21 protein-coding genes are annotated in these 23,903 nt (G+C 72.6%); 13 read left to right on the forward strand and 8 right to left on the reverse strand.

Translation table 11 applies throughout. From position 1 onward, the window contains the following. Nucleotides 1–149: 149 nt before the first annotated feature. Nucleotides 150–1,313, forward strand: coding sequence for an acyl-CoA dehydrogenase family protein (locus tag GA0070617_RS06470; protein WP_091434881.1), 1,164 nt, complete (start codon nt 150–152; stop codon nt 1,311–1,313). Between the two features lie 40 nt (nt 1,314–1,353). On the opposite strand, the gene GA0070617_RS06475 is transcribed toward GA0070617_RS06470, so the two are convergent. After that, a complete protein-coding gene (locus tag GA0070617_RS06475; RefSeq protein ID WP_091434883.1) occupies nt 1,354–2,022 on the reverse strand; it encodes a hypothetical protein in 669 nt (222 codons plus the stop codon). A gap of 23 nt (nt 2,023–2,045) precedes the next feature. Between GA0070617_RS06475 and GA0070617_RS06480 the strand changes: the two genes are divergently transcribed. Then, a complete protein-coding gene (locus GA0070617_RS06480; RefSeq protein WP_091434885.1) occupies nt 2,046–2,561 on the forward strand; it encodes an acyl-CoA thioesterase in 516 nt (171 codons plus the stop codon). 196 nt (nt 2,562–2,757) lie between these two features. Then, entirely contained in the window at nt 2,758–4,728 is a 1,971-nt protein-coding gene (locus GA0070617_RS06485; RefSeq protein ID WP_091434887.1) for an acetoacetate--CoA ligase, read from the forward strand. Between the two features lie 75 nt (nt 4,729–4,803). Here GA0070617_RS06485 and GA0070617_RS06490 read toward each other — a convergent pair whose 3' ends face one another. Continuing rightward, complete coding sequence (locus tag GA0070617_RS06490) at nt 4,804–5,493, reverse strand: TIGR03089 family protein (protein WP_091434890.1); 690 nt, start codon at nt 5,491–5,493, stop codon at nt 4,804–4,806. 150 nt (nt 5,494–5,643) lie between these two features. Between GA0070617_RS06490 and GA0070617_RS06495 the strand changes: the two genes are divergently transcribed. Together GA0070617_RS06495 and GA0070617_RS06500 are read left to right on the forward strand one after the other, a co-directional pair. Then, entirely contained in the window at nt 5,644–6,789 is a 1,146-nt protein-coding gene (locus GA0070617_RS06495) for a glycosyltransferase family 4 protein (RefSeq protein WP_091434892.1), read from the forward strand. Nucleotides 6,790–6,852: 63 nt separating this feature from the next. After that, the gene (locus GA0070617_RS06500) at nt 6,853–7,944 is read left to right on the forward strand and encodes a mannose-1-phosphate guanylyltransferase (protein ID WP_091445992.1); all 1,092 of its coding nucleotides are present in this window, start codon (nt 6,853–6,855) and stop codon (nt 7,942–7,944) included. 45 nt (nt 7,945–7,989) lie between these two features. Here GA0070617_RS06500 and GA0070617_RS06505 read toward each other — a convergent pair whose 3' ends face one another. The 3 genes from GA0070617_RS06505 to cofD are packed head-to-tail and all read right to left on the reverse strand — an operon-like array spanning nt 7,990 to nt 10,645. Next, nucleotides 7,990–8,592, reverse strand: coding sequence for an NUDIX hydrolase (locus GA0070617_RS06505; protein ID WP_373868295.1), 603 nt, complete (start codon nt 8,590–8,592; stop codon nt 7,990–7,992). Next, the gene (locus tag GA0070617_RS06510; RefSeq protein ID WP_091434894.1) at nt 8,589–9,683 is read right to left on the reverse strand and encodes a coenzyme F420-0:L-glutamate ligase; all 1,095 of its coding nucleotides are present in this window, start codon (nt 9,681–9,683) and stop codon (nt 8,589–8,591) included. The genes GA0070617_RS06505 and GA0070617_RS06510 overlap by 4 nt, the downstream gene beginning before the upstream one ends. Further along, complete coding sequence (gene cofD, locus GA0070617_RS06515; RefSeq protein WP_091445997.1) at nt 9,680–10,645, reverse strand: 2-phospho-L-lactate transferase; 966 nt, start codon at nt 10,643–10,645, stop codon at nt 9,680–9,682. Before cofD ends, GA0070617_RS06510 begins: the two co-directional genes overlap by 4 nt. A gap of 104 nt (nt 10,646–10,749) precedes the next feature. On the opposite strand from cofD, the gene GA0070617_RS31995 reads away from it, so the two are divergent. The 6 genes from GA0070617_RS31995 (at nt 10,750) to GA0070617_RS06545 (ending at nt 17,832) form a co-directional block, all read left to right on the forward strand. Continuing rightward, the gene (locus tag GA0070617_RS31995) at nt 10,750–12,093 is read left to right on the forward strand and encodes a hypothetical protein (RefSeq protein WP_091434896.1); all 1,344 of its coding nucleotides are present in this window, start codon (nt 10,750–10,752) and stop codon (nt 12,091–12,093) included. 148 nt (nt 12,094–12,241) lie between these two features. Continuing rightward, nucleotides 12,242–14,776, forward strand: coding sequence for a bifunctional FO biosynthesis protein CofGH (locus GA0070617_RS06525; RefSeq protein ID WP_091434898.1), 2,535 nt, complete (start codon nt 12,242–12,244; stop codon nt 14,774–14,776). Nucleotides 14,777–14,941: 165 nt separating this feature from the next. After that, complete coding sequence (locus GA0070617_RS06530; protein WP_091445999.1) at nt 14,942–15,220, forward strand: hypothetical protein; 279 nt, start codon at nt 14,942–14,944, stop codon at nt 15,218–15,220. Nucleotides 15,221–15,295: 75 nt separating this feature from the next. Further along, nucleotides 15,296–16,684, forward strand: coding sequence for a DUF4331 domain-containing protein (locus GA0070617_RS06535; RefSeq protein ID WP_091434901.1), 1,389 nt, complete (start codon nt 15,296–15,298; stop codon nt 16,682–16,684). Between the two features lie 31 nt (nt 16,685–16,715). Further along, nucleotides 16,716–17,054 carry a phospholipase gene (locus GA0070617_RS06540; RefSeq protein ID WP_091434903.1) on the forward strand — a complete coding sequence of 113 codons (339 nt, stop codon included), beginning with the start codon at nt 16,716–16,718 and terminating at the stop codon, nt 17,052–17,054. A gap of 520 nt (nt 17,055–17,574) precedes the next feature. Further along, nucleotides 17,575–17,832, forward strand: a complete 258-nt coding sequence (locus GA0070617_RS06545) for a WhiB family transcriptional regulator (RefSeq protein WP_091434905.1) — start codon at nt 17,575–17,577, stop codon at nt 17,830–17,832. A 34-nt stretch (nt 17,833–17,866) separates the two neighbouring features. On the opposite strand, the gene GA0070617_RS06550 is transcribed toward GA0070617_RS06545, so the two are convergent. Then, nucleotides 17,867–18,316 carry a metallopeptidase family protein gene (locus GA0070617_RS06550; RefSeq protein ID WP_091434907.1) on the reverse strand — a complete coding sequence of 150 codons (450 nt, stop codon included), beginning with the start codon at nt 18,314–18,316 and terminating at the stop codon, nt 17,867–17,869. Nucleotides 18,317–18,479: 163 nt separating this feature from the next. Here GA0070617_RS06550 and GA0070617_RS06555 point away from each other — a divergent pair, with 163 nt between their 5' ends. Further along, a complete protein-coding gene (locus GA0070617_RS06555; RefSeq protein WP_091434910.1) occupies nt 18,480–18,845 on the forward strand; it encodes a DUF3499 domain-containing protein in 366 nt (121 codons plus the stop codon). Nucleotides 18,846–18,926: 81 nt separating this feature from the next. Continuing rightward, entirely contained in the window at nt 18,927–19,667 is a 741-nt protein-coding gene (locus GA0070617_RS06560; RefSeq protein WP_091434912.1) for a GNAT family N-acetyltransferase, read from the forward strand. A 45-nt stretch (nt 19,668–19,712) separates the two neighbouring features. On the opposite strand, the gene GA0070617_RS06565 is transcribed toward GA0070617_RS06560, so the two are convergent. Beyond that, nucleotides 19,713–22,538 (reverse strand): hypothetical protein, encoded by a 2,826-nt coding sequence (locus GA0070617_RS06565; protein ID WP_091434914.1) that lies wholly within the window; start codon nt 22,536–22,538, stop codon nt 19,713–19,715. Between the two features lie 122 nt (nt 22,539–22,660). Continuing rightward, on the reverse strand, nt 22,661–23,893 hold the full coding sequence (locus GA0070617_RS06570) for an SUKH-3 domain-containing protein (RefSeq protein ID WP_091434917.1): 1,233 nt from the start codon (nt 23,891–23,893) through the stop codon (nt 22,661–22,663). Nucleotides 23,894–23,903: the final 10 nt, after the last annotated feature.

Consider the following 23,903-nt stretch of genomic DNA (forward strand, 5'->3'; position numbering starts at 1 on the left):
GTCGGCGGCGCGCGCCGACGGCATCAGGACGAGCCTACGCGGCGGTAAGGATCACCTGAAGCATGGTCGCTATCCTTCATTCTGCGCGGTCGACGGGGCCGGCCACGGCGCCGACTGCGCATGATAGCGGTGAAGGGGAGGGGGCCGACATGGCCGCAGAGGAACCGTTCGACGTCTACCGGCTGCCCGAGGAGCACGAGGCGATCCGGGCTGCGGTCCGTGAGGTCTGTGCGGCGAAGGTGGCCCCCGGTGCCGCTGCGGCCGACGAGACTGGTGAGTTCCCGCAGGCCTCCTACGAGGCGTTGCGGGCCGCCGACTTCCACGCCCCGCACGTGCCCGTCGAGTACGGCGGCGCGGGTGCCGACGCCCTGGCCACCGCGATCGTCATCGAGGAGGTGGCCCGCGCCTGCGCGTCGTCCTCGTTGATCCCCGCGGTCAACAAGCTGGGCACGATGCCGCTGCTGCTGGCCGGCTCGGAGGAGCTGAAGCGGCGGTACCTGACCCCGGTGGCGGCGGGTGAGGCGATGTTCTCGTACTGCCTGTCCGAGCCGGAGGCCGGCAGTGACGCCGCGTCGATGACCACCCGGGCCGTCCGCGACGGCGACCACTGGGTCCTCAACGGCGTCAAGCGGTGGATCACCAACGCCGGCGTCTCGGAGTACTACACGGTCTTCGCCGTCACCGACCCGGCCGCCCGGTCCCGGGGCATCTCCGCCTTCGTGGTCGAGAAGTCCGATCCGGGGGTCAGCTTCGGCGCGCCGGAGAAGAAACTCGGCATCAAGGGCTCGCCGACCCGCGAGGTCTACCTGGACAACGTCCGGATCCCCGCCGACCGCATCATCGGCGAACCCGGCACCGGTTTCGGCACCGCGATGCGGACCCTGGACCACACCCGGGTCACCATCGCCGCCCAGGCCGTCGGCATCGCCCAGGGCGCGCTCGACTACGCCAAGGCGTACGCCGCCGAACGCCGGCAGTTCGGCAAGGCCATCGCCGAGTTCCAGGGCATCCAGTTCATGCTCGCCGACATGGGCATGAAACTCGAAGCCGCCCGACAGCTGACCTACGCCGCGGCCGGCAAGTCCGAACGCGGCGACGCCGACCTGACCTACTTCGGCGCCGCGGCCAAGTGCTTCGCCTCCGACGCCGCCATGGCGATCACCACCGACGCCGTACAGATCCTCGGCGGCTACGGCTACACCCGCGACTACCCCGTCGAACGCATGATGCGCGACGCCAAGATCACCCAGATCTACGAAGGCACCAACCAGGTCCAACGCATCGTCATGGCCAGGCAACTCCTCAAGGACTGACCCGGGTCGGTGGCGGGCCGCCCCATCGGCCCGCCACGGCTCAGATGTCGTCCAGGGTGTCGTCGGATCGGCGCGGTGCGCGTGGCGGCGCCGACCAGGGTGAGTTGCCGGTGCGCCGGGGCAGCGGCTCGGTAGGTGTGTCGTCGGGGTACCCGAGGGTCGGCGGGTTGGTGTCCCGGTCGTACGAGGGGCTCGCCGGCCAGTCGTACTCCTGGGTCTGGGTTGTCGGCGGCTCCGGCTCGGCCGTCGCCGGCACGGGCGCGGGCGCGGGCAGCACCGTCGGCCTGGGCCAGCGCCGCCACCGTTGCCCGCTGAAGGTGGCCATCAGCAGCATCAGGCCCAGCAGGAACAGGGTGCCGTTCTGCACCGGCAGTTCCAGGGGCAGCGGATCGCCCAGGATCCGCCAGCCGTCCGGGATCCGCTCTCGGACCTCGAACGGGACCACGAACATGCCGACGTACGGGGTGACGAGCAGCAGCCCGGCCACCAGCGGGCCGAGCGGTGAGACGCGCAGTGTGCCGAGCAGACCGAGCAGGATCCCGGCGACGCCCAGGTAGACGGCGGGCTCGATCAGGTTGGCGGTGTTGAAGGTACCGACCTGCACCCAGCGGTCGACGGTCCGGGCGGACCCGTCCTGCCCGAGGGTGACCAGGACCCAGGTGACCGGTGCCACCACCAGCCCACCGAGAAGGCTCCACAGATGTCGCATCCGCGCACCGTACCGTTTCCGCCATGACGGAGCACTTCTCTGCCGCGCCGGGTAAACCGACGTCGTACTCCCGGGTGACGCTGAGCCGCATCATGACGGCGGTCGATGTCAACCTGTACGGGACGGTACACGGTGGGGTACTGATGAAGTTCGTCGATGACGTCGCCGGAGCCGCCGCGGCCCGGCACAGCGGAGGCACCGCCGTCACCGCCGCGATCGACGAGATCGTCTTCTCCGAGGCGGTCCGGGTCGGCGACCTGGTGCACGCGCACGCCCAGGTCAACTGGACCGGGCAGACCTCGATGGAGGTCGGGGTGCGGGTGGTGGCCGAGCGGTGGGACTCGGCCGAGGACGAGGCGGTCCGAGTCGCCACGGCGTACCTGGTCTTCGTCGGGGTCGACGCGGGCGGCGCGCCCCGGGCGGTCCGACCGGTCCTGCCGGAGACCCCGCAGGACGAGCGGCGGTACCGGGAGGCCGAGATCCGCCGCGCCCACCGGCTGGCCCGCCGCCGCGCCATCCAGGCCCACCGCGCCACCTGACCTCTCGCGCCGCCGCCCCGGCCCCCGCGCCGCGGTCTCGGCCCCCGCGCCGTCGTCCCGGCCCCCGTGCCGCCGTCCCGGCCGGCTCCGCGCGGGTCGCCGGGGTGAGAGGGGAACCCCGCTATACAAAAGGCGTTAACAGGGGGCCCTTCCTTGCAGTTGGGGAGGGAGGGGTGGGGTGGGGCAGGATGGCGGCATGGACGTGTTGTGGACGCCGCCGGCGGACGTACGCGAGCGGTCCCGGATCGGGGCGTACCTGCGCTGGCTGGCCGAGCACCGGGGGCTGGAGTTCGCCGACTACCACGCGTTGTGGCAGTGGTCGGTCGACGACCTGGACGCCTTCTGGCGTTCGATCTGGGACCACTTCGAGGTGGTCGCGCACACCCCGCCGACGGCCACGCTCACCGACCCGGCGATGCCTGGTGCCCGCTGGTTCCCCGGGGCCCGGCTGAACTACGCCGAGAACGTGCTGCGGATGCCCGGTCGGGCCGACGACGACCCGGTGGTGGTGGCGCACGGCCAGACCCGCCCGCCGGTCACCCTGACCGCCGCCGGCCTGCGCGAGCAGGTTCGCCGGGTGGCGGCCGGGCTGCGCCGGCTCGGTGTCGGCCCCGGCGACCGGGTGGCCGCCTACGCCCCCAACATCGGTGAGACGTACGTGCTGCTGCTGGCCACCGCCAGTCTGGGTGCGGTCTTCTCGTCCTGCGCGCCCGAGTTCGGCACCCGCAGCGTCGTCGACCGCTGGCAGCAGATCGAGCCGGCGGTCCTGGTCGCCGTGGACGGCTACCGGTACGGCGAGAAGCCGGTGGACCGGCGCGCCGAGGTGGCCGCCATCCGGGCCGCGCTGCCGTCGCTGCGGCACACCGTCTGGATCCCGTACCTGGACCCGGCCGGCCCGCCGCCGGCGGAGACGCTTACCTGGGCCGAGTTGGCGGCGGCGACCGACGAGCCGTTGACCTTCACCCCGGTGCCGTTCGACCACCCGCTCTACGTGCTCTACTCCTCCGGCACGACCGGGCTGCCCAAGCCGATCGTGCACGGGCACGGGGGGATCCTGCTGGAGCATCTCAAGATGCTGGCGCTGCACCACGATCTGGGTCCGGCGGACCGGTTCTTCTGGTTCACCACCACCGGCTGGATGATGTGGAACTTCCTGGCCTCCGGCCCGGCGGTGGGCGCGACGATCGTGCTCTTCGACGGCAACCCGGGCCACCCCGACCTGGGCGGGCTCTGGCGGCTGGCCGAGGAGACCGGCACCACGTACTTCGGCACCTCCGCGCCGTACCTGCTGGCCTGCCGCAAGGCCGGGTTGGTGCCGCGCGAGACCGCCGACCTCAGCAGGTTGCGCGGGGTCGGCTCGACCGGCGCGCCGCTGCCCGCCGAGGGCTTCGCCTGGGTGTACGAGGCGGTCGGCGACGACCTGCAACTGCAGTCGCTGTCCGGCGGCACCGACGTCTGCACCGGGTTCGTCGGCGGGGTCCCGCTGTTGCCGGTGTACGCCGGGGAGATCACCTGCCGGGCGCTCGGCGCGAGGGTGGAGGCCCGGTCGGCCGACGGCACGCCGGTCCTCGGTGAGCTGGGCGAGCTGGTGATCACCGCGCCGATGCCGAGCATGCCTGTCGGGTTCTGGAACGACCCGGACGGCGTCCGCTACCGGGAGGCGTACTTCGACCACTACCCGGGGGTGTGGCGGCACGGCGACTGGATCACCATCAACGACCGGGGCGGCTGTGTGATCACCGGTCGTTCCGACGCCACCCTCAACCGGGGCGGCGTCCGGCTCGGTACCGCCGAGTTCTACTCGGTGGTCGAGGGCCTGCCCGAGGTGGTCGACTCGGTGGTGGTGCACCTGGAGGACGACCAGGGCGGCGCCGGTGAGCTGCTGCTCTTCGTGGTCCTCGGCGAGGGGCTGACCCTCGACGACGAGCTGCGTCGGAAGATCAGCCGCGAGCTGCGTACCGCGTTGTCGCCCCGGCACGTGCCCGACGAGATCCACCAGGTCCGGGCGGTGCCCCGCACCCTGTCGGCGAAGAAGCTGGAGGTCCCGGTGAAGAAGATTCTCACCGGGGTGCCGGTCGACCGGGCCGCCGCCACCGGCGCCCTGGTCAACCCGGAGTCGCTGACCGCCTTCGCCGCCCTCGCCCAGCGCCGCACCGCCACCGGCTGAACCGCCGCCCGGGTCCGGCTGTACCGCCCGGCCCGGCTGGCTCGCGTCGCGATCCGGGCCGGGCCGTCGCCGGGTTCAGGTCAGGGTGTGGGTGGTCTTCTCGGTCTCGGTGCGGGCGGCCAGCCGGGCCGGGTCGAGGTTGCCGCAGAGCACCACGCTGGCGGCCACCGTGAGCGGGGCCAGCAGCCAGTCCACCGGGTCCGGGTGGGCCGCCGCGTCGACCAGCACCCGGTCGCCGGGGCCGAGCCCGAGCTGATCGGCCCGATCGGCCGCGCGGGCCAGCAGCGCCGCGTCGTCCGGACCACCATCCGGGTACGGGGTGAAGTGGTCGCCGTGCACCCGTACCTCGCTCACGTAGTCGGCGAAGCCGGGCGGCACCTGCCGCAGCGGCCGGGCGAACGGGTCCAGCGCGAGGGCGTACCGTTCGCCGGCCGGCCAGGCGTCCGCCTCGGTGACCCGGTCGACGGCGGCGAAGAGCACCTCGACCGGACCTGGTCGGGGCAGCACGCTCAGCCGGGCCGACCAGCAGCCGAGCAGCACCGCCGCGGTCTGCCAGTGCGGGGGGAGCAGGACGGCGACCAGATCACCCTCGGTCACCGCCACCTCGTCGACGAGCAGGTTGGCCGTCTTGGCCACCCAGTTCGCCGCGGTGGCGCCGGAGATCTCGGTGCGCTCGCCGGTGGCGTCGTCGTACCAGGTCAGCAGGGGGCGGGCGGGGTCGGCTGCGATCGCGTCGGCGAACACCCGGGCAATGTTGTCGGCCATCGTCGCGAACGATACGCCGCCGCCGGCCGTACTCGTTGACAACGACAAGTCGGCGTACGGTCGGGTCGCAGTCAGCACCCGTACCGCGCGGCGGCGTAGGCTTGCCCGGAGTGTTGTTCCACACATCAGCGAAGTTCTAGGAGTCGCCCCGTGACCCCCGGCCGTCCGCCCCGCGTACTGATCGACGCCACGAGTGTCCCGGCCGACCGTGGTGGCGTCGGTCGATACGTCGATGGCCTGCTCGGTGCCCTCGGCAAGGTCTGCGGTTCGGGGGTGGACCTGGCCGTGGTCAGCCTCCGCACCGACCTGGAGCGTTACACCCGGATGCTGCCCGGCGCGGAGATCGTCCCCGCCCCCGCCGCGGTGGCCCACCGGCCCGCCCGGCTGGCCTGGGAGCAGACCGGGCTGCCGCTGCTGGCCCAGCAGGTGGGTGCCCAGGTGCTGCACTCGCCCTTCTACACCTGTCCGCTGCGGGCCGGCTGTCCGGTGACGGTCACCGTGCACGACGCCACCTTCTTCACCGAGCCGGAGCACTACGACAAGTCCCGGCGGACCTTCTTCCGCAGCGCGATCAAGACCTCGTTGCGTCGGGCCGAGCGGGTGATCGTGCCGAGCAAGGCCACCCGCGACGAGCTGATCCGGCTGCTGGACGCCGACCCGACCCGGATCGACGTCGCCTACCACGGGGTGGACCACACCGCCTTCCACGCCCCCAGCGAGGAGGAGAAGGCCCGGGTCCGGGCCCGACTGGGGCTGGGCGGCAGCAGCTACGTCGCCTTCCTCGGGGCCAAGGAGCCGCGCAAGAACGTACCCAATCTGATCCGGGGTTGGGCCCGCGCGGTGGGTGACCGGCCGGATCCGCCGGCGCTGGTGCTCGCCGGCGGGCAGGGCCACGACGACGACATCGACCGGGCGGTCGCCGAGGTCCCGTCGCACCTGCGGCTGCTACGGCCGGGCTACCTGCGCTACGCCGACCTGCCCGGCTTCCTCGGCGGCGCGCTGGTGGCGGCCTACCCGTCCTACGGGGAGGGTTTCGGGCTGCCCATCCTGGAGGCGATGGCCTGCGCCACCCCGGTGCTCACCACGCCCCGGCTCTCCCTGCCGGAGGTCGGTGGCGACGCGGTCGCCTACACCAGCGAGGCGCCGGACCAGATCGCCACCGACCTGGCCGCGCTCCTCGACGACGAGCAGCGCCGGCTCACCCTGGCCAAGGCCGGGTTCGACCGGGCCAAGGAGTTCACCTGGGCGTCCAGCGCCGAGGTGCACATCGCGGCGTGGAGCCGGGCCCGTTCCTGAGACTTCACTGGCGGTGCCCGCGAGGCTTCGTCCCTAGCGTGGCGGTTCGGGCATGATGTGCTGATGCTCTACGCCGTCATTCCGGCGGGTGGCAGCGGCACGAGGTTGTGGCCGTTGTCCCGCGCCGGCCACCCCAAGTTCCTCCACCCGCTCACCGGCTCGTCGGCCTCCCTGCTGCAGGAGACGGTGCGCCGGTTGGCTCCACTGAGCACGCCCGAGCGCACGTTGGTGGTGACCGGGGTGGCGCACGCCACGGCGGTCGCCCGGCAGCTGACCCAGCTGCCGGAGGAGAACATCCTGGTGGAGCCCTCGCCCCGGGACTCCTGCGCGGCCATCGCGCTGGCCGCCGCGGTGATCGCGACCCGGGACCCGGAGGCGGTGATGGGGTCCTTCGCCGCCGACCACGTGATCGGCGATCCGCAGCGCTGGGCGCAGACCGTGCGGGAGGCGGTCCACGGCGCCGAGCAGGGGCTGCTGATGACCGTGGGCATCACCCCGACCCGGCCCGAGACCGGCTACGGCTACCTGCAGACCGGTGACCCGGTGGGCGACGGTCCACTGCGTCCGGTGGCCGAGTTCAAGGAAAAGCCCGCCGTCGAGGTCGCCGAGGCGTACCTGCGCTCCGGGCACCACCTCTGGAACGCCAGCATGTTCGTCTGGCGGGTCGACGTGTTCCTGGCCGAGCTGGCCCGCCAGCAGCCCGACCTGTACGCGGGTGTCACCGCGATCGCCGCCGCCTGGGGCACCCCGGCGCAGGACGAGGAGCTGGGCCGGGTCTGGCCGACCCTGCCGAAGATCTCCGTGGACTACGCGGTGATGGAGGGTGCGGCGGCGGCCGGCCGGGTGGCCACGGTGCCCGGTGACTTCGGCTGGAACGACGTGGGTGACTTCCACACCCTCGGTGACGTGCTGCCCACCGACCCGGCCGGCAACGTGGTGCTCGGCACCGACGCCAAGGCGGACGTGCTGCTGCGCGACAGCAGCGGTCTGGTGGTGGTCTCCCAGTCCGGCAGGCTGGTGAGCGTGCTGGGCATGCGGGACACGATCGTGGTGGACACCGCCGACGCGGTGCTGGTCTGCGCACGCGAGCGCGCCCAGGACGTCAAGGCGCTCGTCGACGAGCTGAAGCAGCGCGGCGAGGAAGCCCTGATCTGAGGTTGCCCGGTCGGCCCCGGTCGGGCCGGCCCGGGACCCGCAGGCTCAGCGCGGCCGGTGGAAGGTGGCCCGGGTCAGGGCGGCCAGGGCCGGGGCGACCAGTTGGGCGGTCGCGTTGGCAAGTGGTCGGGGCAGCCGGTCCGGGGGGAACCAGCCCAACGCCTCGGACTCGGCACTCACCCGCTCCACCGCCCCGGGCGGCGCGAGGACCGCGAAACGCACGTCGTAGTGCGCCGAGTCGCCACCACAGCGCACCGGGTGGATGTCCACGTCGATGGGGACGGGATCGACGCGCAGGCCGTCGATCCCGGACTCCTCGGTGGCCTCCCGCAACGCCGCGCCGGCCAGCGTACGGTCGCCGGGTTCGCAGTGTCCGCCGAGCTGCACCCACCGACGCAGCTTGCCGTGCAGGCAGAGCAGCACCCGGGAGCCGGTCGGGTCCAGCACCAGCGCGCTGGCGGTGACGTGGCCGACCCGGTGGGCCCGACCCAGCGCCGACGGACCGGCGGTGAGCAGGTCGAGGGTACGGTCGCGGCCCACGGCGGCGCTCGGGCTGGTCGGCTCCCAGCCGGTCAGCAGCGCCACGGCGTCGGCGTGCAGGTCGAGGTACGCCGACCCGGCCGGCTCCACCGGCAGTGCCCCGCTCACAGGGCGAGGGCGGCGCTGGCGGTGCTGCCCGCGGGCGGGGGCAGCAGCACGGACGACACCTGCTCGGCCGCCAGCGCGGTCCGTAGCCGCTGCAGGTCGGCACCGAACCGGATCAGGTCGGCCGGTTCCACCGGGGTGGGCGGCGAGCCCAGCACCAGGGTGGCCGCCCCGGCCGGCCAGCCGGGCACGGCGGCGACCAGCTCGGCGCGTACCTGGTCGTCGGTGACCAGGGTGAAGGTCGTGCCGGGGGCGACCGAGTCGGCGACCACGGCGATCGCGCGTCGGACCGCGGCCGGGTCGACAGGTGCCGCCTCGTGGCGGTCGGGCAGGGTGGCCGCCTGGCGCAGGCCGGCCGCCTTCGCCTCGGCGGTGCCCAGCGAGAACAGGTCGAGCGCGGCGTCGCGGATCAGCGTCGACGCACCGGCGTCGGGGTCGGCGTCGGTACGGGTCGCGTTGAGGTAACCCCGGACCACCGCGACCGGCACCTGGTCACACTTGCCCTTGACCAGTTCGGCCGCGCCGGCCAACTCGTCCACCACCGCCATCTGGGTCAGGCTCAGCTCGTTGCCGTACGGGTCGACCTCCCCCCGGTGGTCGCGCAGCGCCGCCATCCCGGCCACCCCGAGCGCCACGTCGGTCAGCCCGTTGCGCCAGGGCCGGCCCATCGTGTCGCTGACGATCACCGCGACGTCGAGGTCGTACCGCTGGCGCAGGGCGGCGCGCAACGCCCGAGCCGAGGCGTCCGGGTCCACCGGCAGCAGCACCAGCCGGGTCTTGGCCACGTTCGAGGCGTCGATCCCGGCGGCGGCCAGCACGAAACCGTGGTGGGTCTGCACGATCCGGGTCGCCCCCCGGGTCGCCACCACCCGGGCGGTCTCGGCGGCCAGCACCTCGTCGCGGGCGGCGATCCGCTCCGGGCCGTCGGCCGGCACGTCGACCAACCGCCCCTCCGCCTTCGACACGATCTTGCTGGTCACCACCAGCACGTCGCCGTCGCGTAGCCAGGGCGCGGCGTTGCCGATCATCGTCGCCAGGTCGTCGCCCTCGGTCACGTCGCCGATGCCCAGCACCGGCAGGATCTCCAGTCTCACGCCAACTCCAATGCGGCCCGTACCATCTGCGCGGTCGCCTCCTCGTCGGTCATCCGCAGCGGGGCGGCCCGGACCGTCACCCCCGGCACCACCGTGCCGGCGTCCTCCTCGGCGACCAGCCAGCCGTCCAGCAGACCACCGGAGCCCCGCCCGCCGTAGAGCCGGCCCACCCCGGCGGCGCTGCACTCGACCCCGAGCACCGCCAGGCACCGGTCGGCCATGCCGCGTACCGGCGCGCCGCCGATGATCGGTGAGACGCCGACGACCGGGGCCGGCCCGTCGGCGACCGCCTCGCGCAGCCCCGGCACGGCCAGCACCGGGGCGATGCTCACCACCGGGTTGCTCGGCGCGATCAGCACCGCGTCGGCGGAACCGAGCGCCTCCAGCACGCCGGGTGCCGGCTTCGCGGTGTCGGCACCGACGAAGACGAAACGGTGCGTGTCGATCATGGCGCGGTGCCGCACCCACCACTCCTGGAAGTGGATGGCCCGCTGGCCCGTCCCGCTCCCGTCGGCGCCGTCGCCGCTGACCACCGCGTGGGTCTCCAGCCGGTCGTCGGTCGCCGGCAGCAGCCGTACGCCCGGCTGCCAGCGACCGGCCAGCGCCTCGGTCACCGCGTGCAGGGGGTACCCGGCGTTGAGCATCGTGGTGCGGACCAGGTGGGTGGCGACATCCCGGTCACCGAGGCCGAACCAGGTCGGTTGTGCGCCATAGGCGGCCAGCTCGGCCGAGACCGTCCAGGTCTCGTCGACCCGGCCCCAGCCCCGCTCCGGATCGGCGCTCCCACCGAGGGTGTACAGGACGCTGTCCAGGTCGGGACAGATCTTCAGCCCGTGCAGGAACAGGTCGTCGCCGACGTTGACCACGGCGGTCACCTCGGCACCGACCTCCCGGGCGTACGCCCGGACGCCGAGCAGGAAGCGGGCCCCACCGATGCCACCCGCCAGAACCACGATGTGCATGAGGTCCATCCTCGCGCACCGACGTCCCCGGCCCGCGCTCGCGTGGGGAGACTAGGCTCACGTCCGCAACCATTCGTCCATCCACGCCCTTCTAGGGGGAGCCCGTGACCAGCCCCGCCGGGTCCGCGTCGCCCGACGCGCCACAGGCCAGCCAGCTGACCAAGCCGTTACGCGAACTCGGCGCGTTCGTGCTCCTCGGCGCGAACGCGGTTCTGCTCTTCGTCGGACTGATCCGCCTGCTGGCCCCGACCGGATACGGCGACTTCACCGCTCGGGCCGGCCAGAACTACTTCACCTTCGTGGGCCTTGAGGCCGCCGTGCTGCCGGTGCTCGCGGTGCTGCTGGCCACCCACGTCCAGCCGGTCCTGCCGAAGGCGAAGTTGATCGTCCAGGTGGCCCTGGCCCAGTACGGGTTCAGCGTGCTGCTCGGCGGACTGACCTTCCTGATCTGGACCGTCGGCCGGCTGGCCGCCGCCGAGGTCCTGGACGCCCTGCTCGGCATGCTCACCCGGACGGCCTGGCTGGCGCTGCTCGCGTTCGGCGCGTTCGTGGTCTACCGGGTCTGGCGCAACCTCTACCACGTGCCGAAGCCGCAGGCCGAGCCCGGCGTCTACGGTCAGCCCCAGCCCGGGTGGGGGCAGTACCCGGGCGCGCCCGGTCAGCCCGGCACCGGCCAGCCGGGTGGTTACCCGCCCGCCGGCCAGTACGGCTACCCGCCCAATCCCGCCTCGGCCCCGCCGTTCGGCGCACCGTCCGCTCCCTCCTTCGGCGGGCAGCCGGCCCAGCCGCAGTCCGCACCGCCGTTCGGCGGGCAGCCCGGTGCTCCGCAGTCCGCACCGCCGTTCGGTGGCCAGCCGCAGTCCGCACCGCCGTTCGGTGGACAGCCGGGTCAGCCGCAGTCCGCACCGTCGTTCGGTGGGCAGCCGTCGGCTGGTTGGCCGACCACGTCGTCCGCGCCCGCGCCGCCGGTGCCGGCCCCGCCCTTCGGGCAGCCGCCCTCGGCGGACCCGACCCAGGCCATCCCCCGGCAGCCGCACCACCCGACCGAGACCGGCGGGCAGCCGCCGGCGGAGGCCACCGAGCAGTTCCGGGCCGCGCCCGCCGAGGCCACCGAGCAGTTCCGTACCGGTTCGGCGGACGCGACCGAGCGGATCGCTCAGGAGAAGACGGCGGCGACCGAGGCGATCGGCACCGGTTCGGCGGATGCGACCGATCGGTTGGGTACCGGTTCGACGGATGCCACCGAGCGGATCGCTCAGGAGAAGACGGCGGCGACCGAGGCGATCGGCACCGGTTCGGCGGATGCGACCGATCGGTTGGGTACCGGCTCGGCGGATGCCACCGAGCGGATCGGGCAGGAGTCGGCGGAGCCGACCGAGGCGATCGGCCGGACCGACAGCGACAGCGACCGTACCCAGCCCTTCACCGCTCGGCCCGACTCCCGCTGACCGTCCGACCGGCCCCGGCCGGGACATCCACCGCAGGCCCAGCGGGCCGACGCCGGATGTCCCCGGCCGGGGCCGGCGTCCCGGTGGGCACGGATCGGGGGGTGGGCGGGGCCGACAGGACCGGTCGGGCTGGGCATAGGCTGGGCCGATGGTTGATCGCACCGAGCCCGGTCCGACGGTGCAGAGCATTCGTCGGGCCCTGCACCGGGCCGCGACCGGGCGGACGCTCGACGTGGCCGAGGCGACCGCACTGCTGGCCGCCCGGGACACCGAGCTGACCGAGCTGCTCCGGCTCGCCGCCGGGATCCGGGACGCCGGGCTGCGCGAGGCGGGGCGACCCGGCGTGGTCACGTACTCGAAGAAGGTCTTCATCCCGCTGACCCGGCTCTGCCGGGACCGCTGCCACTACTGCACCTTCGCCACCGTGCCGCACCGGTTGCCGGCGCCCTTCCTGGACCGCGACGAGGTGCTGGCCATTGCCCGCGCCGGGGCCGACCAGGGCTGCAAGGAGGCGCTGTTCACCCTCGGTGACCGGCCGGAGGAGCGTTGGCCGGCGGCCCGGAGCTGGCTGGACGAGCGCGGCTACGACTCCACCCTCGACTACCTGCGGGCCTGCGCGGTGGCGGTGCTGGAGGAGACCGGGCTGTTGCCGCACCTCAATCCCGGCGTGCTCTCCTGGTCCGAGCTGCAACGGCTCAAGCCGGTGGCGCCGAGCATGGGGATGATGTTGGAGACCACCGCCACCCGGCTGTGGTCCACCCCGGGTGGCCCGCACTTCGGCTCGCCGGACAAGGAGCCGGCGGTCCGGCTGCGGGTCCTCGACGACGCCGGCCGGGTCAACGTGCCGTTCACCACCGGCATCCTGATCGGCATCGGCGAGACGGCCGCCGAGCGGGTCGACGCGATCTTCGCGATCCGCCGGGCGCAGCGCGGGTACGGCCACCTCCAGGAGGTGATCGTGCAGAACTTCCGGGCCAAGCCGGACACCGCGATGCGGGGCATGCCCGACGCCGAACTGCACGACCTGGCCGCCACCGTGGCGGTGGCCCGGGTGCTGCTCGGCCCGAAGGCCCGCATCCAGGCCCCGCCGAACCTCATCGCCGGCGAGTACGACCTGCTGCTCAATGCCGGGATCGACGACTGGGGCGGGGTGTCCCCGCTGACCCCGGACCACGTCAACCCGGAGCGGCCCTGGCCGCAGCTCGACGAGCTGGCCCGGCACACCGCCCGGGCCGGCTTCACCCTGCGCGAGCGGCTGACCATCTACCCGGAGTACGTCCGCGCCGGTGACCCGTGGCTCGATCCACGGCTGCTGCCGCACGTGCGTGCGTTGGCCGATCCGGAGACCGGGCTGGCCGTCGAGGCGGCGCGGCCGGTGGGCCGGCCGTGGCAGGAGCCGGACGAGACCTACGGCGGGCGGACCGACCTGCATGCCACCATCGACACCACCGGCCGCAGCGAGGACCGGCGCGGCGACTTCGACCACGTCTACGGCGACTGGTCCGAGGTCGCCGAGCGGGTCACCCCGGCCGGCCCGGTGGTCCCGGCGGCCCGGGAGCAGGGGGGTGGGGTGGGGGATCCGGCGTTGCGTACCGGGCTGCGGCTGGCCGCCGACGACCCGGCGGCGCTGCTGGAACCCCGGCACACCGACGCGGCGCTGGCGCTCTTCGCCGCCGACGGGCCGGCGTTGGACGAGCTCTGCCGGCTCGCCGACGACGCCCGGCGGGACGCCGTCGGCGACGACGTCACCTACGTGGTCAACCGCAATATCAACTTCAGCAACGTCTGTTACGTCGGTTGCCGGTTCTGCGCCTTCGCCCAGCGGGAGCGCGACGCCGACGCGTACCGGCTCTCCGTCGACCAGGTCGCCGACCGGGCCGAGCAGGCGCGGGCGGCCGGTGCGACCGAGGTCTGCCTGCAGGGCGGGATCGATCCGAAGCTGCCGGTGACCATCTACGCCGACCTGGTCCGGGCGATCAAGGCGCGGGTGCCCGACATGCACGTGCACGCGTTCTCCCCGATGGAGATCGTCACCGCGGCGGCCAAGGCCGGCGTGCCGATCCGGCAGTGGCTGACCCAGTTGCGCGAGGCCGGGTTGGACACCATCCCCGGCACCGCCGCCGAGATCCTCGACGACGAGGTCCGCTGGGTGCTGACCAAGGGCAAACTGCCCGCCGCCGCCTGGGTCGACGTGGTCGCCACGGCCCACGAGCTGGGCATCCGGTCCAGCTCCACGATGATGTACGGGCACGTCGACCATCCCGGTCAGTGGTTGGCGCACTTCCGGGTCCTGGCCGGGGTGCAGGACCGTACCGGCGGTTTCACCGAGTTCGTGGCCTTGCCGTTCGTGCACACCAACGCGCCGATCTACCTCGCCGGCATCGCCCGGCCGGGGCCGACCTGGCGGGAGAACCGGGTGGTGCACGCGATGGCCCGGCTGCTGCTGCACGGCCGGATCGACAACATCCAGTGTTCCTGGGTCAAGTTGGGCGACGCCGGGACGGCGGCGCTGCTGCGGGGCGGCTGCAACGATCTGGGCGGCACCCTGATGGAGGAGACGATCTCCCGGATGGCCGGTTCCGGCAACGGTTCGGCGCGTACCGAGCAGGAGTTGGTCGCCATCGCGCAGGCCGCCGGACGGCCGGCGCGCAGGCGTACGACCGCGTACCGTCACGCGCGCTAGGAACATCGAACCTTTTCCCGCCGCCGGCCGTACGACTGGATGCCGGCGGCGGTCGAGGCGAGGACCGCCGCCGGGTGTCCACGAAGGACCCGCCGCACCCGCGGCATTGGGATCCCTTCGCCCGTTGGCGCGGGTGTCGCGTGTCGCCCGCCGGAAAGGGTGCTCATGAGAAGTGACCAGTCGAAGTGGCGTCTGCCCAGACTGACCCGCCGTCAGACGTTGACCGCAGCGGCGAGCGCGACCCTCGGGGCGGCGGCGCTGGCGGTGCCCGGCCTGTCGGCCGCCACCCAGAACGACGCCGTCGAGGCGTCGGGTGAGCCGATCATCGTGCATCTGCGCGACGCCGAGAAGGGCACGATGGACATCTTCGTCGGCACGTCCAAGGTCGAGGTGCGGGACCGGGGCCTGGCCGACCGGCTGCGCCGCGCCGCCGCCCGTCGCTGACCCTCAGGTACGGCCACCGCTGGTGGCCCCCCGCCGCTTCCGATCCGTTCGACGCCCAGTGAGGTTGGTCCACCCATGTCTTCCCACCGCGAGGCTCCGGAGATCGCCAAGGATCCGGTCGCTGACAGCGCCGACCTGTACGCCTTCGTCAGCCCCGACAAACCCGACACGGTCACGCTGATCGCCAACTACGTGCCGTTGCAGCTGCCCTCCGGTGGCCCGAACTTCTTCGAGTTCGGCGACGACGTGCGGTACGAGATCCACATCGACAACGACGGCGACGGCCGTCCCGACGTGACCTACCGGTTCGAGTTCACCACCGAGATCACGAACCCGAACAGCTTCCTCTACAACACCGGTCCGATCGACGCGCTCGACAGCGAGACCTGGAACCGGCGGCAGTTCTACAGTCTGACCCGGATCGCCGACGGCCGGGAGCAGCGGCTGGCCAAGAAGCTGCCCTGCCCGCCCTGCAACGTCGGGCCACTGTCCACGCCGAACTACGCGAAGCTGGCCCGGCAGGCCACCTTCGCGCTCTCCACCGGGGAGAAGGTCTTCGCCGGGCAGCGGGCGGACGGCTTCTTCGTCGACCTCGGCGCGATCTTCGACCTGGGCACCCTCCGGCCGTTCCAGCAGCTGCACGTCGCCGGCAAGAAGCTGTTCCGGGACGAGGGCACGCCGGTCAACGCCACCGACCGGATGAACGTGCACAGCATCGCGCTGCAGGTGCCGCTGGGCAGGGTCCGGCGCAAGGCCAACCGGTACTCGGTGGCCGACCCGGCGTCGACGATCGGCGTCTGGACCTCGGCCTCCCGCCAGCAGGTACGGGTGCTGGACCCGGGTCCCGACCTCGCCGCCGGACCCTTCGTCCAGGTGTCCCGGCTGGGCAACCCACTGTTCAACGAGGTCATCGTGCCGATGGCACAGAAGGACAAGTGGAACTCGCTGCCGCCGTCGGAGGACAAGCGGTTCGTCGGGTTCGTGGAGAAGCCGGAGTTGGCCGGCCTGCTCCCGGCGCTCTACCCGGGGGTGTTTCCCAACCTGGACCGGCTCAACAAGGCCGGCAAGCCCCGCGCGGACCTGGTCGCGATCCTGCTGACCGGGGTGCCGGCCGGGTTGATCGACGGGTTCACCAACACCACGGGTGACGTCCAGGCGGACATGCTGCGGCTCAACACCGCCATCCCGCCGAGCCGTCGACCGAACCGGTTCGGCGTGCTGGGCGGGGACCTCGCCGGGTTCCCGAACGGCCGTCGGGTCGACGACGACGTGGTCAGCATCGAGCTGCGGGCGATCGCCGGGCTCACCGTACCGCTCGTCGACAAGACCTTCCGGCCGGACGAGGCGGCGGCCGCGCTGACCCCCGGGCTCAGCGCGGCGGACGTCACCGCTCCGCTGCTCGGGCACTTCCCGTACCTGGGTACGCCGTACGACGGGTTCAACAACCCGCCGGCGTCGTCCTGACGATCGGAACCGGCCAGGAGAGGAGCAGATCGTGCACGAGCACCGGTACGGACCCTCGGAGACCGGCAGTGTCGTGCTCGACATCGGTGGCGATGCGGGCGCGTTGATCATCTATACCGGACAGCAGTGGCACGGGCACGAGATCGAGGTGAGCCGGGTCGACCAGCCCGACGAGCCCCGGACCCACTCGGCGGTGCGGGAACGGCGGGTCCGCGACGGTACGTTCCACAGTGCGGTCTATCCGGACCTGCCGGCGGGCCGCTATACCGTCTGGTGGGACGACGACACGCCGGCCGGCGCGATCTCGGTCACCGGGGGTGTCGTCGCCGAGTTCGTCTGGCCCGCCAGCGCGCCGCCCGGGGCGCACTGAGCTGCCCGACCGGTTTCCGAACCACAGCGCCCCGTCCACGATGTGGACGGGGCGCTGTGCTGTGTGGCGGATTCCGGTGCGCGGATGTCGGCGGCTCGCGTTACTCTTGCCCACCAAGATCACTGATCTTGGTGGGTTGCTTGTCGGTGCCCCGCGTCGACGGCTCCGGCCGGGGGTGCCGGTGGCCGCCGTGACCGGTCCGTCCCTGGTGTCGGCGGGCCGACGCGCGGTCGGCCACGGGAGAAAAGTCGAGCGACTCGCCGGGAGGGCGTTACTCGTCCGGGGTCTGAATCGGTAGGGCAGGTTGCGAGGTCGGACGGCCTGGACGGCCGTCGGGCGCAGTGTCAGGAGGACGACTCCATTATCAAGTTCGGCTTGACGGCGCACGCATTACACGCGTGTAATTTGAATGGGGTTGTCCGCACGGAACACAGCAAATCGGGACCGGACGGACACGCACGCCTTTCGCGTGGGGGGTTGCAGCGGCGGAGTCGTCGGTGCGCGACAAGGAGGCAACTGAATGGACGGCCAGCTTGAGGTGGCCGACCTGCTCGGGAACGCGCCGGAGTGGCAGGAGCGGGCGCTCTGCTCGCAGACCGACCCGGAGGCGTTCTTTCCCGAGAAGGGCGGTTCGACCCGCGAGGCGAAGCGGATCTGCTCGCGTTGCGAGGTCAAGACGGAATGCCTGGAGTACGCGCTCGGCCAGGACGAGCGGTTCGGAATCTGGGGTGGGCTCTCGGAGCGGGAGCGGCGCAAGCTCAAGCGACGGGTCGCCTGAGCCAGCCGGGCCGGGGCGGTGGGGGCCGCCCGGCTCAGGCCAACTCGTCCGGGTCCACGCCCAGCAGGTTGGCGACCTGCTCGATGATCACGTCGTGGACGAGATCCGCCAGATCCTCCCGGTCCATGGCCCGGAACTCCAGCGGCCGCCGGTAGAGCACGATGCGGGGCGGCATCTCCTGCCGGCCGGGGCGCCCCGGCAGCAACCGGGCCAACGGCACCTCGCCGTCCTCCAGCACGTCGGAGTCGTAGACGTTCAGATCCGGTGGGACGTCCTCCACCGCGAACTCGACCCCCGCCAACTCCTTGGCGAACCGCCGTTCCAGCGCCTCCACGGTGTCCAGGACCAGATCGTCGAAGACCTCGGCCTTGGTACGCGCCAACGGGACGGTCGCCGGCACCAGCCGTCCACGCAGCCCACGCCCGTGCCGATCCCGATGGGTACGGCGACCGGAGCCGGGGCGGCGGTGTTCCGGGCTCGTCATGCGGCCAGCGTAGCCCCCACCACGGCCTGGCCCGCGACTGCGGCCACGACCTGGCGTGCCGGGGTTGATCCGGGCCGGGCGGCTCCGAATTGTGATCACGGAGACGGGCGTGTCGCAACGCGAACCGGTGCGCCGGACCCGGTAATGGAGATACCCTGCCGCCGTGAGGTCACCTCGGCGCTGCTCCCGTAACGCCTGCCCCCGGCAAGCGGTCGCCACATTGACCTATGTCTACCACGAGTCGACAGCGGTCGTCGGGCCGCTGGCGGCGTTCGCCGAGCCGCACACCTACGACCTCTGTGAGCCGCACGCCCGCAGCCTCACCGCCCCCCGGGGCTGGGACGTGGTCCGACACGAGGGCGAGTTCGAGCCCCCGCCGCCCACCACCGACGACCTGGTGGCGCTGGCCGAGGCGGTCCGGGAGGCCGCCCGCCCCGCGCCCCGCCCGCCCGCCGAGGACGAGCGCGCCCCCACCAACCCGCAGACCGGCCGCCGGGGCCACCTGCGGGTGATCCCTCCCCACCACTGACCCCCGGCGAGGGCTCAGCCGTACGGCTGGCTATCGGCGTACCCCTTGCGGGCGGCCCGCCCCACGACCCACGATGTGCAGATGACGCCCCCGACCGTCGACGCGGCAATCGGGCGGATCCAGCTGGTCGATCTCTCCGTCGAGCCGGACGCCACGCTGCTGCGGCGGGCCTACACCGAGATCCTCGCGCCCAGCTTTCCGCCGGACCAACTGGACTCCTTCGAGGTCGTCACCGAGTCCGACACCGTCCTCGTCGGCGTCGCCACCCACGACGGGTCGCCGGTCGGCGCCGTGGTGGCCGACCCCTTCGACCGGGTGTTGCTGCTGAGCTACCTGGCCGTCCGGCCGGGTATCCGGGGCGGCGGCGTCGGTGGCGCGTTACTGGCGCACCTGCTGCCGGCCTGGCGGGAGCGCTGCGGCTCCGACGTGGTCCTCGCCGAGGTGGAGGACCCCCGGCTGCACCCGGCCGGCGAGTTCGGCGACCCCACCGCCCGCCTACGCTTCTACCAGCGGGCCGGCTTCGGCCTGCTGCCCGTACCCTTCACCCAACCCCGGGTACGCCCCGACGCCCGGCGCGAACCCGGCCTGCTGCTGGCCGGGTGGCCGATGGCCGGCCCGGTGCCGGCGGCGATGGTGCGGTCGTTCGTCACCGACTACTACCGGTCGGCCGAGGGGACCGGGCCCGGCCAGGACCCCGAGCTCGACGCGCTGCTGACCGCCGTCGAAGGCCAGGGGCCCGAACTGGCCCCGCTCACCCTCGACCGGTACGAGCAGGTGCCCCTGTTGGACGTGCCTACCCGCCGGCCGGGGGAGCAGGGGTAGCCCCCGGCTGCTTCCGGCCGCCGGTCGGGCCGGGTCCCCGTGCTGTCAACCGGTCGGGCCGTCGCCGGACAGCTCGTCGGCGAGCTGGTCGATCCGGTCCAGTTCGGCCCGGGCATCCAGGTCCAGCCGGTCCACGACCTCGCCCCAGTGATCGGTGAACGGCCCCGAGCGCCGGTACAACTCCGCCGGCTCCGGTCCCCGGGGGAAGAGCTGAGCCGCCACCCGGTCGGTCGGGGTGTCCGGACCGGGTCCCACGTCGAGGACCTCCGGCGGGGTACCGGCGGTCGCCTCGACCAGGGCCGCCAGGATCTCCGCCCGGCGGGGCAGCTGATCCCAGCCGACCGCCCGGGCCGCCGCCCGCAAGGTGATCTCGGTGTAGAACTGGCTGGTGTAGTCGTCCGGCGGGCTCACCGAACCGTCCAGCACGTTGTCCATCCGGTGGAAGACGAAGGCGTGCTTGACGGCCTGGCCGTACTGCTCGGCGGCGGCGACCGGGTCCGACTCGTGCAGCAGGTCACCCAGCAGCCGGTGCACGTTGGCCAACAACTCCGACTCGATCTCCTCGTCGGCGACGAGCTGGCGGAGCCAGTGGCTCGACCGCCGGCACCGGGTCGCGGCCGCCCGCCGGTCGCCGGCGTCCCACCCGACCTGGGCCCACTCGTAGTAGAGCCAGGCGAGCATCCACTCGTCGGCCAGGTCGAGGAACTCCGGCTCCAGCTGCCCGTACGTCGCCTCGGCCGCGGCGAACCGGCGGTCGTACCAGTAGGTGTGGGCGGTGAACAACCGCAGGTACAGCCAGGCCTGCCGGCGGAGCTCCTGGACCTCGGCGGAAGAGCCCGGATCCCGCCAGCCGTGGTGCACCCCGCACAGCTCGCCGATCGCCCGTAGCGCGTGGCGGGCCTGTGTCCAGTGCGCGCCGGTCGGTTTGTCCGGCCCGGTGGGATAGTGCTGGTGGAAGCGGCGTACCTCGTCGAGCAGGTCCCGGTCCAGCCCGGTCCGGGCCGCCCGCTGCCAGCTGTCGAGCAGCTGGTGGCAGAAGGAGAACGTGATGTAGAGGCCCCACCACCAGAACGCCTTGAGGAACAACACGACGAACTGGATCCGGGTGACCTGCCGCTCGTCGGGCAGCTGGGCGGAGTGGGACAGCCACTCGGCCTCGTACATCTGCCAGACCGCGTTCTCGTACTTGAACCAGGAGCCGTATACCGTGGTGGTCTTCTCCTCCACGGCGGCCACCTGCCGGTAGTAGTAGGCCGCGGCCCGGCGGTGCAGGTGCGTCCACCGGGCCGGCTGGAACCTCCGCACGGCCGAGGCGATCGCCGGCCGGACGAAGTCGTGCAGACGGAACCGTCCCGCCACCGGCAGTGGGTCGAGCAGGCCGAGCCGCTCGATCCGGCCCACCGCCCGGCCCACCCGCTCGGCGTCGCCGGCCAGCTCCTCGCCGTCGAGCAGATCCAGCAGCATCGGCACGTCGAAGCTGTTCAACAGGGACGCCACCTGGGCCACCCGCCACACGTCCGGACTGCGCTCCGGCCGGATCACCGCCCGGACCAGCTCGTCGACCCGCGGGTCGCCGTCGTCGGACAGGTGGGACAGCAACTCCCGCAGGCGATCCGGGTCCAACGCCTCGTCGACGTGGGCGTGGATGAACTGCACGACGAGCTTGAGCCCGTACGGGTGACCGCCGGTGAAGCCCACCACCAGCTCCGCCAGGCGCCGACCGGCCCGATCCCCGAAGTGGTACGCCAGGTGGGCCTGGGTCTCGGCGACGGTGAACCGGGGCAGGTTCTCGACGAGATCGGGGTCCAGCACCCGCCGGCCGTGCTCGGCGTACTCGCGCGGCACCAGCGACAACACCACGACGGTGTCCGGCAGGCGCGCGGCGAACGCCACGAACCACTGCCCCACCGCGTCGTCGATCAAGGTCTCGAACCCGTCGAGGATCAGCACGGCCCGCCGGCCGGCCAGGAAGGTACGCCAGTCGGCGAGGAACGCCTCGTCGATCCGGCGCTGCGCCCGGCGCAACCGCTCGACCGGGCTCTCGTCCCTGACGTTCACGTCGATCCGCGCGTCGGAGACGGACCCCCACGACCTCGCGGCGAACGTGTTCTGCACGATCACCGAGTTCGCCGTCCCCCGGATGCCCTCCGTCGCCAGGACGAACCCGCCGAACTGCGGCACCAGGTCCTGCACCAGGTCACCGAGGAGCTGGGCCGATTTCTCCAGCACCAACGCGGAGATGCCGGTGGTGGTCGCCGACCCGTACTGCCCCCGGTACAGCTCACTCAACCCGTACGGCTCCGCCGTCATGTCCGCCCGGGTGGGCATCAGCACCACGTCCGGCAGGTCCCGCCGGACGGCCACGCGCAGCAGGCTCAGGAACGAGGTCTTGCCCATGCCCTGACCGCCGAGGACGGCGAAGGTCCCGTGGCCTCCCCGGATACCGGCCATGACCTTGGCCAGCTGTTCGTCCCGCCCGACCAGCCCGTCGACCACCCGGACCCGCTGGATCGCCACCTGCGGTGGGCGTACCTCGTGCGGTGCTGGTGCTGGTGCTGGCCCGGCGACCCGGACATCCTCGATGGTGGCGCCGAGCCCGGCGGTGAAGGTGTGCCCGGCACCGGAGTCGGCGAGCAGGATCCGGCGGATCCGCGCGCCGATCCCGGCCCGAAAACTGTGCCCCGGCCGTCCACCCTCGCCACCGGTGCCGTTGGCGACGAACGCGACGGCTGCCACGAAGCTGCCGATGCCGGCCAGCCAGCCGAGCACCTCCACCCCTCGCAGGCCCCAGAACGCCGCGGCGACGCCGAGCGTGACCGCGCAACCGCCGATCAGGAGGGCCCGTCGAGTGCGCCAAGCCGGGGAGACCATAGGGCCAGTGTGGACAGTGCGGAGATGCCGCTCAATCAGATATCTGCATCATTCGGCCTGCTCGTTCGGTGTGCCGGTCCGCCGATCGTGGCGGGTCGCTGCCGTTCCGTTGCCGCCGGGTGTCACCAGGTGCCGTCGTCGCGTACCCGGGTGGGCGCGTGGCCGAGCAGCAGGGTGTTGAGGGCCGAGTCGATGTCCTGGCCGAGAAACCACTCACCGCCCTGGTCGAGGGCGAAGATGCGGCCGTGTTCGTCGACGGCGAGGATGCTGTGCTGCTGTTCGGAGCCGATCGGGAAGAGCCGGGCCCCGAGCACCGCGGCGAAGTCGGCAAGCGTGTCCGCACTGTGCGTCACCGCATGGGGTCGGATGTCGAACCGCGAGATCCACACTTCGGCACCGGCACCACGTCGCGCACCCACCAGAGCGGGAAAGGCGGTGAGCACCGCCATCACCGCCGGGAAGGCCTGGTGACGGTGATTCGTGCCGGCTACCGCCATGACGTCTCTGACGGCTGCCGCCGCCATCACCTCGTCACCGAAGTGTGGTTGCCAACCGGCTGCCACGAGCGCATGGGAGACCGCCGGTGCGAAACGGCCCGGCTCGGGGTCGGGTGCCGGATCGGGATGCCACTCCCGGGTGAAGGCGAGATCGGACCAGGGCAACAGGTTGAAGTGGACCAGGAAGTTGACGCAGGAATCGCAGGGGCGCTCGGCGGAACCACCGGCCGGGTCGTGCGGTTCGCGGATGCGGTACGTCTCGAACCGGGCGGCCTCGAACAGGGCGCGGACCGCGTCGAAGGTCAGCGGCGGCTGCCCGTTGGTGGTGCGCTCGTGGTCGTACTGGTGCAGGACGTCGGAGACGACGATCAGCTCGGCGTGCCGGTCGCCACCTCGTACCAGGTGGCCGGTGGGTAGCTCGGCCAGGTAGGCCTGGACCAACGGGTGGTGGTGGAGTGCGACGTCGCCCTTGGCGCCGCCGGCGGTGTGCAGGTGGCCGTCCAGGGTCAGGTGGGCGGCACCGCCCGGGATGGGCAGCCGGCGGACCTCGCGCAGCAGTTGGCTGGCCGGGTCCACGGTGGTCGGCGGGGTCGGACCGGCTGGTCTGCTGCGCCGGTACATGTCCTCGACGACGTGGGTGGGGACGCGCGGCCAGGTGGAGACCTTGCCGCTCTCCTTGTCCAGGACGATCGTCGGCAGGTCACCCGGGACGGTGGACGCCTCGGTGGAGACCGTGGTGAGGATGACGTAACCCAGGTCGAACTCGCTGACCAGCGGAGTGCACTCGTACCCGAGGCGTTGCGAGTCCCGGCGCGCCCACGCCTCGGCGAGCTGTTCGGCCTGTTGACGGTCGATCACCGTGCTGAAG

Origin of the sequence: Micromonospora yangpuensis (genome assembly GCF_900091615.1) — a bacterium.
Lineage (GTDB): Bacteria > Actinomycetota > Actinomycetes > Mycobacteriales > Micromonosporaceae > Micromonospora > Micromonospora yangpuensis.